Annotated in this window: 8 protein-coding genes and 2 pseudogenes; 5 read left to right on the top strand and 5 right to left on the bottom strand. The window is 71.7% G+C overall.

Translation table 11 applies throughout. The features are described 5' to 3' along the window. Nucleotides 1-347 precede the first annotated feature (347 nt). Nucleotides 348-1,034 carry a hypothetical protein gene (locus JNW91_RS25170; protein ID WP_203177871.1) on the bottom strand — a complete coding sequence of 229 codons (687 nt, stop codon included), beginning with the start codon at nucleotides 1,032-1,034 and terminating at the stop codon, nucleotides 348-350. 70 nt (nucleotides 1,035-1,104) lie between these two features. Between JNW91_RS25170 and JNW91_RS25165 the strand changes: the two genes are divergently transcribed. The 3 genes and pseudogenes from JNW91_RS25165 (at nucleotide 1,105) to JNW91_RS25155 (ending at nucleotide 5,489) form a co-directional block, all read left to right on the top strand. Further along, nucleotides 1,105-3,723, top strand: coding sequence for a valine--tRNA ligase (locus JNW91_RS25165; RefSeq protein WP_203177870.1), 2,619 nt, complete (start codon nucleotides 1,105-1,107; stop codon nucleotides 3,721-3,723). Next, nucleotides 3,720-5,052, top strand: a pseudogene (locus JNW91_RS25160) (bifunctional folylpolyglutamate synthase/dihydrofolate synthase). The gene JNW91_RS25165 and the pseudogene JNW91_RS25160 overlap by 4 nt, the downstream one beginning before the upstream one ends. After that, a complete protein-coding gene (locus JNW91_RS25155) occupies nucleotides 5,049-5,489 on the top strand; it encodes a DUF4233 domain-containing protein (RefSeq protein ID WP_203177869.1) in 441 nt (146 codons plus the stop codon). The pseudogene JNW91_RS25160 and the gene JNW91_RS25155 overlap by 4 nt, the downstream one beginning before the upstream one ends. Nucleotides 5,490-5,510: 21 nt before the next feature. On the opposite strand, the gene JNW91_RS25150 is transcribed toward JNW91_RS25155, so the two are convergent. Then, nucleotides 5,511-6,953 (bottom strand): glyoxalase/bleomycin resistance/dioxygenase family protein, encoded by a 1,443-nt coding sequence (locus JNW91_RS25150; protein ID WP_203177868.1) that lies wholly within the window; start codon nucleotides 6,951-6,953, stop codon nucleotides 5,511-5,513. 142 nt (nucleotides 6,954-7,095) lie between these two features. On the opposite strand from JNW91_RS25150, the gene ndk reads away from it, so the two are divergent. Further along, complete coding sequence (gene ndk, locus JNW91_RS25145; RefSeq protein WP_203177867.1) at nucleotides 7,096-7,521, top strand: nucleoside-diphosphate kinase; 426 nt, start codon at nucleotides 7,096-7,098, stop codon at nucleotides 7,519-7,521. An 18-nt stretch (nucleotides 7,522-7,539) separates the two neighbouring features. Here ndk and sigJ read toward each other — a convergent pair whose 3' ends face one another. The 3 genes from sigJ to JNW91_RS25130 all read right to left on the bottom strand — a co-directional run bounded on the left by sigJ (nucleotide 7,540) and on the right by JNW91_RS25130 (nucleotide 10,119). Further along, nucleotides 7,540-8,415, bottom strand: a complete 876-nt coding sequence (sigJ, locus tag JNW91_RS25140; protein WP_203177866.1) for an RNA polymerase sigma factor SigJ — start codon at nucleotides 8,413-8,415, stop codon at nucleotides 7,540-7,542. After that, a complete protein-coding gene (locus tag JNW91_RS25135; RefSeq protein ID WP_238425663.1) occupies nucleotides 8,412-8,843 on the bottom strand; it encodes a carboxymuconolactone decarboxylase family protein in 432 nt (143 codons plus the stop codon). Before JNW91_RS25135 ends, sigJ begins: the two co-directional genes overlap by 4 nt. 112 nt (nucleotides 8,844-8,955) lie before the next feature. Beyond that, nucleotides 8,956-10,119 carry an acyltransferase family protein gene (locus tag JNW91_RS25130; protein ID WP_203177864.1) on the bottom strand — a complete coding sequence of 388 codons (1,164 nt, stop codon included), beginning with the start codon at nucleotides 10,117-10,119 and terminating at the stop codon, nucleotides 8,956-8,958. Nucleotides 10,120-10,256: 137 nt separating this feature from the next. Between JNW91_RS25130 and JNW91_RS25125 the strand changes: the two are divergent. Beyond that, nucleotides 10,257-11,806, top strand: a pseudogene (locus JNW91_RS25125) (alkaline phosphatase D family protein). Nucleotides 11,807-11,818: the final 12 nt, after the last annotated feature.

Raw genomic sequence — 11,818 nt, 5'->3', positions numbered from 1 at the left:
AGCGCCGATGGTACTGCACTCGCGAGGGTGTGGGAGAGTAGGACACCGCCGGACAATCATTCCAGAACGTCACCCTCACGGGTGACCCGTTCTGCGTTTCACCAACCCGATCAGGTTTGATCAACTCGGTATCAGCGAAAACGCGGTATCCGCAGGTGTGGGACACCCCGATATCAGCAAAACCGAGTCGATCAAGCGGGGTGTTGGGAGGCGGGCGTCCGAACCGTCCATTTGATGGGGCGTACTGCGGCTTCAGGACGGCTGGGGACCGCACACGTAGCGGGGTTCCGCGTCCGCCCCCCGAATACCAGCGACAGCGGATCGACCAACGATTCGAGGGGGCGTGGTCAGTCGCGGGTCTGCATGCCGTCGCGCAGGCTACGCATCAGGCCGCCGGCGTCGGTGACCGAGCGCCCCGGGAACATCGCCATCACGACGCTGCCGTGATCGGCCCAGCCACACACCGCGAAGTCACCGCCCTCGCCGCTCGTGCTGCCGCACTTCATCACACCGCCCAGGTCGCCCGCGGGCACCTCACGCAGGCCGCTCACCGCGCCGGTCTCGTCGGACATCAGGCCGAAGAGGCTGTCCAGGTCGCGCTCCGGCTGCCAAAGCAGGGTCGTGCCCCCGAAGATCAGGACGGACCGCTTGTCGTCGGCGGGATCGCGGTAGACCGTGCCGAAGCTGCGGTCCAGTTCGATGTCGGCCGCCAGGCCGCTGCGCAGATAGTCGGCCGTGCTCTTCGCCCGTTCACTGTCGTCCCGGATCAGCCCCGCCACCCGATCCGGTGCGGCCAGGTCGGTGTCCTTCTGCTGCGCCACCCGCCACCCGCCGACACCCAGGACCCCCGCACCGGCCAGGCCGGCCACCAGCGCGACAGCCCAGCCGATCTTGCGCCGCCGGGACCAGCCGCCCTGCGGCTCGTCAGGGTCGCCCCCGGAGTCGCGGGTGCTCAGCCGGATCGGCTCTTCGGTCAGCTCGACCGGCTCGCGACCGTCGTCGAGCGGGCGCTCGGTGAGATGTGCGTCGGACATAGCCGACACCGTACGCGAATGGCAGGTGGCGCACGTCGGGTCCGCCGAAGCCCTCCGTAGACTTTCACGAGTGACCGACAGACTCGATGCCCAACGCCCCGATGCCCCCGCCCTGGCCGGCCAGTACCAGCCCGGCGAGGTAGAGCAGCGACGGTACGAGCAGTGGGTAGCCGCCGGGCACTTCCGGGCCTTTGCCGACAGCGACAAGCCGCCCTTCACCATCGTCATCCCGCCGCCGAACGTCACCGGCTCCCTGCACATGGGCCACGCGTTCGAGCACACGCTGATGGACGCGTTGACCCGCCGCAAGCGGATGCAGGGCTTCGAGGCGCTGTGGCTGCCCGGCATGGACCACGCCGGCATCGCCACCCAGAACCTCGTCGAGCGTCAACTCGCCGCCGAGGGCCTGTCCCGCCACGACCTCGGCCGGGAGAAGTTCGTCGAGCGGGTGTGGCAGTGGAAGGCCGAGTCGGGCGGTGCGATCCTCGGCCAGATGCGGCGCCTCGGCGACTCCGTCGACTGGGACCGTGAGCGCTTCACCATGGACGAGGGCCTGACCCGCGCCGTCCAGACGATCTTCAAGAAGCTCTTCGACGAGGGCCTCATCTACCGGGCCAACCGGATCATCAACTGGTGCCCGCGCTGCCTCACCGCGCTCTCCGACATCGAGGTCGAGCACACCGACGACGACGGTGAGCTGATCTCCATCCGGTACAGCGACGAGGTCGTGGTGGCCACCACCCGCGCCGAGACGATGCTGGGCGACACCGCCGTGGCGGTGCACCCCGACGACGAGCGGTACCAGCACCTCATCGGCACGGAGGTCGAGCTGCCGCTCACCGGCCGCCGCATCCCGATCGTCGCCGACGCGCACGTCGACCCGACGTTCGGCACCGGCATGGTCAAGGTGACGCCGGCGCACGACCCGAACGACTTCGAGATCGGCCAGCGCCACGACCTGCCGGCGATCACCGTGATGGACGAGCGCGGCGTGATCACCGTGCCCGGTCCCTTCGAGGGGCTGGACCGGTTCGAGGCGCGGCCCGCGATCGTGGCGGCGCTGCGCGAGCAGGGCCGCATCGTGGCCGAGAAGCGGCCGTACGTGCACGCCGTCGGGCACTGCTCGCGGTGCAAGACGACCGTCGAGCCGCGGCTGTCGTTGCAGTGGTTCGTCAACACCGCGCCACTGGCCCAGGCCGCCGGCGACGCGGTCCGCGACGGCCGGGTGCGCATCGAGCCGGCCGAGTTGGCCAAGCGCTACTTCGCCTGGGTCGACAACATGCACGACTGGTGCATCTCCCGCCAGCTGTGGTGGGGGCACCGGATCCCCGTCTGGTACGGCCCGCAGGGCGAGATCGTCTGCGTCGGCCCGGACGAGCAGCCACCGACCGGTGACGGCTGGCGGCAGGACGAGGACGTGCTGGACACCTGGTTCTCCAGCGCGCTGTGGCCCTTCTCCACCCTCGGCTGGCCGGAGCAGACCGCCGACCTGGCCAAGTTCTACCCGACGAGCGTCCTGGTCACCGGCTACGACATCCTCTTCTTCTGGGTCGCCCGGATGATGATGTTCGGCCTCTACGCGATGGACGGCAAGCAGCCGTTCGACGTGGTGGCACTGCACGGCATGGTCCGTGACGAGCACGGCAAGAAGATGTCCAAGTCGTTCGGCAACGTGGTCGACCCGCTGGACTGGATCGACCGGTTCGGCGCCGACGCCACCCGGTTCACCCTCGCCCGCGGTGCGAACCCCGGGCAGGACGTCCCGGTCAGCGAGGACTGGTGCCAGGGTTCCCGCAACTTCTGCAACAAGCTCTGGAACGCCACCCGGTTCGCCCTGATGAACGGGGCGCACACGTCCGGTGAGCTGCCCGCCGTCGAGCGGCTCACCACCGTCGACCGGTGGATCCTGTCCCGGCTGGCACACGTCACCGCCGAGGTCGACGAGCAGTTCGAGGCGTACGAGTTCGCCAAGGTGTGTGACCTGCTCTACCACTTCGCCTGGGACGACGTCTGCGACTGGTACGTGGAGTTGAGCAAGCCGGTGCTCGCCGAGGGCGGTGAGCGGGCCGAGGTCAGCCGCCGCGTGCTCGGGCATGTGCTGGACCAGTTGCTGCGGCTGCTGCACCCGGTCATCCCGTTCGTCACCGACGAGCTGTGGCTCGCGCTGACCGGCGGCGAGACGGTGCAGACCGCCGCGTGGCCGGTGGCCGACCGGTCGCTTGTCGACGACGCCGCCGAGGCGGAGTTGGCCAGTGTGCAGCGGGTGGTCACCGAGATCCGTCGGTTCCGGTCCGACCAGGGGCTGCGCCCGACGCAGCGGGTGGCCGCCCGGTTGGACGGGCTGGCCGGGGCGGGTATCGACGCCCACGAGCCCCTGATCCGCTCGCTGGTCCGGCTGGATCCGGCCGGCGACGACTTCCAGGCCAGTGCCACGCTGGCCATGCCCGGCGCGGTCGGTGTCGCGTTGGACACCCGGGGGTCGATCGACGTGGCCGCCGAGCGGGCCCGACTGACCAAGGACCGCGCGGCGGCCGAGAAGGAGGTCGCGCAGGCCCGGGCGAAGCTCGACAACCCGGCCTTCACCGGCAAGGCCCCCGAGCCGGTGGTCGCGAAGATCCGCGACCGGCTCGCCACCGCCGAGGCCGACCTGGTCCGGATCGACGCTGCTCTGGAGACGCTTCCCTCGTGACCGACCGTACCGATTTCGCCGCCGTCGAAGCCGAGCTGGCCGCCCGGGGCTTCACCCGCATGGTCTTCGAGCTGGACCGGATCGAGTCGCTGCTCGACCTGCTCGGCAGCCCGCAGCGGGCGTACCCCTCGATCCACCTGACCGGCACCAACGGCAAGACGTCCACCGCGCGCATGATCGACTCGCTGCTGCGGGCGTTCGGGCTGCACACCGGCCGGTACACCAGCCCGCACCTGGAGACCGTCCGGGAACGGATCAGCCTGGACGGGGAGCCGGTCAGCGAGGAGCGGTTCGCGGCGGTGTACCGGGAGGTCAAACCGCTGGCCGAGCTGGTCGACGCGCGTTCGGACGAGCCGCTGACGTACTTCGACATGACTACCGCGTTGGCGTTCGCCACGTTCGCCGACGCGCCGGTCGACATCGCGGTGGTCGAGGTGGGTCTCGGCGGCGCGGAGGACGCCACCAACGTGATCCAGGCCGGTGTCTGCGTGATCACCCCGATCGGTCTGGACCACACCGAGTGGCTCGGTGACACGCTCCAGGACATCGCGCTGGCCAAGGCCGGCATCATCCACCCGGGCGCCACCGTCATCGCGGCGGCCCAGGAGGAGGAGGCGCGCGGCCCCTCCTCGAACGGTGCGCCGAGGTGGGCGCCACCATCGCCCGGGAGGGCGCCGAGTTCGGAGTGCTGCGCCGGGCGGTCGCCGTGGGCGGGCAGGTGCTCACCCTCCAGGGTCTCGGCGGTGTCTACGAGGATGTGTTCATCCCGTTGCACGGCGCGCACCAGGCGCAGAACGCCGCGGTGGCACTGGCCGCGGTGGAGGCGTTCCTGGGCGCGGTACCCGGCGGCAACTGGACGTCGAGGCGGTCCGCGAAGGCTTCGCCACGGCCAGCTCCCCGGGGCGGCTGGAGCGGGTACGCAACGCCCCGACCGTCCTGCTGGACGGCGCGCACAACCCGCACGGGATGGCGGCCACCGTCACCGCGTTGCAGGAGGAGTTCGCGTTCAGCAAGCTCGTCGCGGTGGTCGGTGTGCTCGCCGACAAGGACGCGTCCAGCCTGCTGGAGCTGCTGGAGCCGGTGGCCGACGTGGTGGTGGTCACCCGCAACAGCTCGCCGCGGGCGATGCCGACGGCGGAACTCGCCGCGCTGGCCGCGGAGATCTTCGGCGAGGAGCGGGTCGAGTCGGCCGACGAGATGCCCGACGCGATCGAGTTGGCGGTGGCGCTGGCCGAGGAGGACGTCCCCGGTGAGTTGAGCGGCGTCGGGGTGCTCGTCACGGGATCGGTGGTGACGGTGGCCGACGCCCGTCGGCTGCTGAAGCGATGACCGGCCCGGAGCGGGATCCCCACGCCGCCGAGTTTCCGCCCACCGACCCGCCCACGGCCGAGCAACCCGCTGCCGATCAGCCCGCTCCCGATCAGCCCCGGCGGTCCGGGCTGCGCGATCCGCAGCGGGCGGTACGCGGACTGGGCGCCGGCACCCTCGGCCTGGAGGCGCTGGTGCTCCTGCTGGCCATCCAGCCGATCCGGGTGGTCGGCGGCGACCTGAGTGGCGCCGCCATCGGTGCCGTGGTGGCCCTGGCGGTGGCCGCCATCCTGGTCGCCGGCATGATGCGTCGCCCCTGGGCGTGGCATGCCGGCACCGTGCTCCAGGGCCTGCTCCTGCTGGCCGGTCTGCTGCACTGGTCGCTGTTCGCGCTGGGCGTCATCTTCGCCCTGGTGTGGGCGTACGCGGTGCACGTCCGCCGGGTCATCCTCGGCTGACGCGGTCGACGCGGAGCCGGGTCAGGCGTCGGCCCGTTCGCGCCACTGGGTGAGGGCGATGCCGTGGCCGTCCGGGTCCCGGAAGGCCGCCGCCCACACCTCCAGCTTGCTGCCCCGGTTGACCACCCGCGGGGCGTACGTGAAGCGGACGCCCGACCCGCGCAACCGCTCGTACGCCGCCTCGATGTCGTCCACCTCGAGGTTGACGTGGACGAGCCGGCGGCTGATCGGCGCTGCCCCGGTGACCTCGCGCAGCACCAGCCGGGTCGTGCCGGAGGCGAGCACGGCGTTGCCCGCTCCCTGGTCGACCTCGGTGAAGCCGAGCATGTCGCGGTAGAAGCCGAGCGACCGGGACAGGTCGGTGACCAGCAGGGTGAGGCCCACCCCGCTGATCGGGCCGGCCGGGTCCGCCGCAGCGCCCCCGTCGAACCCGAAGATCGCCTCGTCGAGTTCCTCGGCGGTGACGGTCCCGGTCGTCGCCGTGGCGGGGGTCGGATCGTCCAGTGGCAGGTCGAGCGGGTCCAGTGGATCCGTCGCGGCGGGGCCGGAACGCTGGGCGGGGGCCGGGTCGAAACGCTGCGCGGTGGGCGGGTCGAGGTGGGTCTCGGTGGGCGGCACGGGAGGGTCCGCCTCCGCCGGGTCGACGCGTTCGGCTCCGGGCTGGTCGAAGCGCTCCTCGGCGGGCGGGCGCGGTGCCGGGGTGGCCCGCCGGGGCAGGCCGCTGCCGGTCGACTGGCCCGCGGCCGCTGGTTCGACGACGACGCCCTCCAGGACCACCGGGCCGCCCGGGCTCTGGTGCATCACCACCGGCTCGCGTTCCTCCGGGTCGACGCCCGGGTCGTCGCGGAGCGAGTCGGCGCGCAGCGGGTCCGGGCCGAGTGGATCACGGAAGGGGTCGGGGCCGAGCGGGTCACGGACGTCGTCGTCGGGCGCGCGGTCGGCCCACGGCGGGGCGTCCTGCTGGATCAGCACCTCGTCCAGGGGCTCCGCCTCGGCGAACTCCGGTGGGAGGTCGGCGACGGCCGCGGCGGTCTCGGCGTGCGTCGGAATCTCGTCCCAGAGGACCTTGACGTGCCGTTGGTCGTCCAGCGCGACCCGGATCGGCAGGGTCTGGCCCAGCGACGGCCACTTGGAGACCGGCACCCGCGGCTCGATGATCTTCTTCGATCGTGGTGGCAGGCCGGGGGCGTCGATCACCAGTTGCAGCTCGCAGCGGCCGAACGCGTACTGGGTGGGTGGTTCGGAGGCGCTGTGCACGTGCCCGACGCCGACCACCCAGGTGCGCCCACCGCCGCGCACGGTGGCCAGCGCTATCGCCAGCACCAGCAGAGCGACGCCGATCGCCACGATCGGCCAACTGGTCATACCGAGGCCGAAGAGGACGACGAACGTGGCCACGGTGCCCAGCACCGTGCCGATCAGCTTGCGTACCGGCGCGATGGGTCGGTTCCCGCCATTCGCCACAGTGGACCTCCCGGGGGTCAGGGCCAGGCTAGGCCGGATCGGCCACCGGGGGAAAGACCGGCCGCCGCGCCGGCGCCGGGACCGGGTCGCTAGGCTGACCGTACCGATCCCGAGCGTCCAGCGCGTACAGGAGGAACCCAGCGTGTCCAGCAACAGCCCGGATGAGCGCACCCTCGTTCTGATCAAGCCCGACGCGGTCCGCCGCGGCCTGGTCGGCGAGGTCCTCTCCCGCTTCGAGCGCAAGGGGCTGCGAATCGACGCGATGGTGCACCGGACGATGGACGCCGCGCTCGCCGACACGCACTACGCCGAGCACGTCGACAAGGCGTTCTACCCGCCGTTGAAGGACTTCATGACCGGCGGCCCGCTGGTCGCCCTGGTGCTCTCCGGCGACCAGGTCATCGACGTCGTCCGCGGGCTGGTCGGCGCGACCGACGGCCGCAAGGCCGTCGCGGGCACCATCCGGGGCGACCTGTCGCTGTCCAACCGGGAGAACCTGGTGCACGCCTCCGACTCGCCGGACAGCGCCAAGCGCGAGATCGCGCTCTGGTTTCCCGAACTGGGCTGACCGGAGCCGATCCCGGTCTCAGTCGACCGGCGGCAGCTTCTCCGGGTTGCCGACCACGTAGACGCCGGTGATCCGGCCGTCGGCCGCGCTGAGGGTCAGGGTGTGCCGGCTGCCGTCTGCACCGGTCATCAGGGCGGCCGGTTCCCCGTTCAGCTCCACCCGGCGCATCGTCCACCGGCGGTTCGGGCCGTAGATCCCGGCGAAGAACCGGGCGACCCGGTCCGCACCGAAGACGGGGTTGCGCGCGGCCCGCACCCGTCCGCCACCGTCGTTCCAGGCCGTGGCGTCCGAGGCGACCAGGCCGGTGAGCGTCGCCAGGTCACCCTCGCGGGCGGCGGCCAGGAACGCGTCGAGCAGCCGCTCCCGTTCCGCCCGGCTGGCGGTGAAGCGCCGCTGCTCCTGCCGTACCCGGGTCACCGCCCGGTGGTGCAGCTGTCGGCAGTCCTCCGGGGTCCGGTCCAGGATCTCCGCGATCTCGGCGTACGGCAGCTCGAACGCGGTGTGCAGGACGTACACGGCACGCTCCGGCGGGGTGAGCCGCTCCAGCACGTGCAGCAGCGCGGTCGAGAGTGAGTCCCGCAGCTCGACGCGGTCCAACGGACCGAACGGCGACGGCGTCGTCGGCACCGGCTCGGGCAGCCACGTGCCCACGTACGTCTCGCGGGTCGCCTGCCGGGCCCGCAGCCGGTCCAGCGCCAGCCGGGTGACCACCCGGGACAGGTACCGGCGTGGCTCGTCCACCGTCGACCGGTCCACGCCCAGCCACCGCAGGTACGCCTCCTGGAGCACGTCCTCGGCGTCGTGTCGGCTGCCGAGCAGCCGGTAGGCGAGCCCGAGCAGCATCGGCCGGTGCGCCTGGAGCGCACCGGCCGCCTCTGCTGCCCCTGTCGTCACGCCTGCGCCGGAGGCTCCAGGCGCATCGTCACCCCGATCCGGTTCCACACGTTGATTGTGGCGATCGCGATGACCAGGTCGGCCAGTTCCTTCTCCGACCAGACCTTCGCCGCGTCATCCCACACCTCGTCCGGCACCCCGTGCTCGCCGAGCTTGGTGACGGCGTCGGTGAGCGCCAGCGCGGCCCGCTCCCGCTCGTCGAAGAACGGCGCCTCCCGCCAGGCGGCGACCGCGAACAGCCGACGGCTCGACTCGCCGTCGGCGAGCGCGTCCCGGCTGTGCATGTCGACGCAGTACGCGCACCCGTTGATCATCGACGCACGCAGCTTGACCAGTTCCAACACGGTGTGGTCGACGTTCGTCTGGACGTACTTCTCCAGCCCCATCACCGCCTGGTACGCCTGCGGCACCACCTTGGTCGGGTTCATCCGTTGCACGACTACCTCCCTGATCTGTCCGACACCGTCACGACGGATCGGCCGGGGCGGGCCGTGACAACCGTGGCTGTGACCCCGCTCATGCCCAACGGACCGGGCAGGATCAGCCGCGGCTTGCCGGAACGGTGTCCGCCAGCACCTCGCGCGGTCGGGGAATCTGGACGTCCTCGACGGCGGCACCGGCCGGGGTCGGTGTCGTGCCGTCGCCGTCGCGCGGCCCGCGTCGGGTGACCCGGGCGGCCAGCCGGCGCCCCACCTCGATCATCGGAAGTTCGACCCAGCGGTAGAGCACGTCCGCGACGATCAGCGCCACGACCACGGCGCCCAGGAAGACGCCGGTGCTGCGCCGGCCCAGGGCCGGCAGCAGCCCCACCGCCACCCGCGCCGCGATGGACTGGATCAGATACATCGAGTACGACCGCTCGCCGATGAAGACCAGCGGACGCAGCCCCAGCCCGCGGGCGAGCACGCTGCGCGAGAGCAGGGGCGGCAGCAGCAGCGCGGCGGCGGCGGCGTAGGTGCCGATCAGCGCCTCCTGGCCGAACCGGATCGGCCAGTACTGCACGCCCACCTGGAACACGATGAAGACCAGGATCGCGGCGGTCGCCGTCACCGGGTGGGTCAACGGCCGGACCAGCGCGAAGCCCCGGGGGTGGTGCATCACCACGGCGGTCAGGCAGCCGAGCAGGATCGCCACGTAGTGGATCGGCCAGCTCAGCCAGGCGATGTCCGGCGGGATCATCGCGATGAAGAGCACGAGCAGACCGGCCGTGACCGCCAGCCGGCGGCGGAAGGCGGCGGTCACCAGGACGAACGCGATGGCCGGCCAGAACAGGTAGAACTTCTGCTCGATCCCGATCGTCCAGGAGTGCAGGTAGGGCGCGGTCCCGGGCAGGAGCTCGTTGATGAAGAGCAGGTAGTACTTCATCAGGCGTTCGATCGTCTCGGCGCTGCCGCTGAGCCGGGCCAGGCCCCAGGTCAGGAAGAGCACCAGCAGGTAGACCGGCATGATCCGGAAGAACCGCCGCAGGTAGAAGGCACGCAGCGACACCTTGCCGTACCGGTGCTCCTCACGCAGCAGCAGCGTCGTGATCAGGAAGCCGGAGAGCACGAAGAACAGGTGTACGCCGATCCAGCCGGTCAGCCACTTCCAGGAAGGGCCGCCGTAGTGGAATGCGAAGACCATGATCGCGGCCACCGCCCGCAGCCCGTCCAGGGCGGGGAACCGACGCATGGCCTGAAATTCGTCGTACTGAAGCGAACGCACCGGCGAAGTTTGCGCGAGCGCGCCAGCGGGGTCAAGCCGGCCGGACGACCGGCGTTCGCGTTCGCGTCACCCGGACCGCCGCTCACGGTCACCTCGGACCGATAGACCGACGGGGTCAACCCTGATCGGGAGGAAGAATGACCGAGCTTGATCGACGTACCCTGCTGCGCGCTGGCCTGGTGGCCGGGGCCGGCGTGGCCGGCGGTGCCTTCCTGGGCGGCGCCGGGGCCACCGCCGCGCCGGCGTGGCGCCCGGCGGGACGCCCGGTTCTCACCCACGGAGTGCAGAGCGGCGACGTGACCGCGGACTCGGCGCTGGTGTGGACGCGGGCCGACCGGCCGGGCCGGATGCTGGTCGAGGTGAGCCGCCGGCCGGACTTCCGCGGCGCCCGGCAGCTGCGCGGGCCGGTGCTCGCCCCGACCGGCGACTTCACCGGGAAGGTCCGGCTGCGGGGCCTGCCGGACGCCGAGCGGCTGCACTACCGGGTTCGGGTGGAGAGCCTGGATCGGCACGGCGTGGTGAGCGAGCCGCTGACCGGGTCGCTGACCACCGCGCCGGGTCGGCACCGGCGGCGTGACGTGACGTTCGTCTGGACCGGGGACATCGTCGGGCAGGGCTGGGGCATCGCCCCGGACTTCGGCGGAATGTCGATCTTCCGGGCGATGCGGGAGGCCGGCCGGACTTCTTCCTGTGCAGCGGCGACACGGTGTACGCCGACGGCCCGCTGGTCGAGTCGGTGACGCTGCCCGACGGGCGGATCTGGCGCAACCTGGTCACCCCGGAGAAGAGCAAGGTCGCCGAGACCCTGGCCGAGTACCGGGGACAGTTCGCGTACAACCTGCTCGACACGCACCTGCGGGAGTTCGCCGCGGCGGTACCGCAGATCAACCAGTGGGACGACCACGAGGTCCTCAACAACTGGTACCCGGGTGAGGTGCTGGACGACCCGCGCTACACCGAACAGCGGGTCGACGTCCTCGCCGCCCGGGCCCGTCAGGCGTTCCACGAGTGGCTGCCGGTGCCGGACGCCGGGCCGATGTACCGGCGGGTCTCGTACGGGCCGCTGCTGGACGTGTTCGTGCTCGACATGCGGACCCACAAGGACCCGAACGACGGCAACACGTACGCCGACCCGAAGCGGGGCCTGCTCGGCCGCGAGCAGCGGGAATGGCTGATCCGGGAGCTGAAGCGGTCCACGGCGACGTGGAAGGTGATCGCCAACGACCTGCCCATCGGGGTCGTGGTGCCGGACGGTCCGGGTACGCAGGAGGGCGTCGCGCAGGGTGACCCGGGCGCGCCGGCCGGGCGTGAACTGGAGTTCGCCGAGGTGCTGCGGTCCACCCACCGGGCCGGCGTGACCGGCATGGTCTTCCTCACCGCCGACGTGCACTACTCCGCCGCGCACCACTACGACCCGTCCCGGGCGGCGGTCGGCGACTTCACGCCGTTCTGGGAGTTCGTCTCCGGTCCGGCGCACGCCGGCGCGTTCGGCCCGAACGCGTTGGACGGCACGTTCGGCCCGCAGGCGGCCTTCGTGCACGCCCCGCCCCGGGCGAACACCTCACCGGCGGAGGGTTTCCAGCACTTCGGCGAGGTCACCATCGACGGTGAGTCCGAGGCCCTGACGGTCCACCTCCGCGACCGCGACGGCGCCTCCCTCTGGACCACCACCCTCCCAGCCCCCTAACCCACCCCACCC

It is taken from the genome of Micromonospora parastrephiae, assembly GCF_016802865.1.
GTDB lineage: Bacteria > Actinomycetota > Actinomycetes > Mycobacteriales > Micromonosporaceae > Micromonospora > Micromonospora parastrephiae.
Note: the sequence above shows the minus strand (reverse complement) of the source record. Positions and strands in the feature narration are given on the sequence as shown.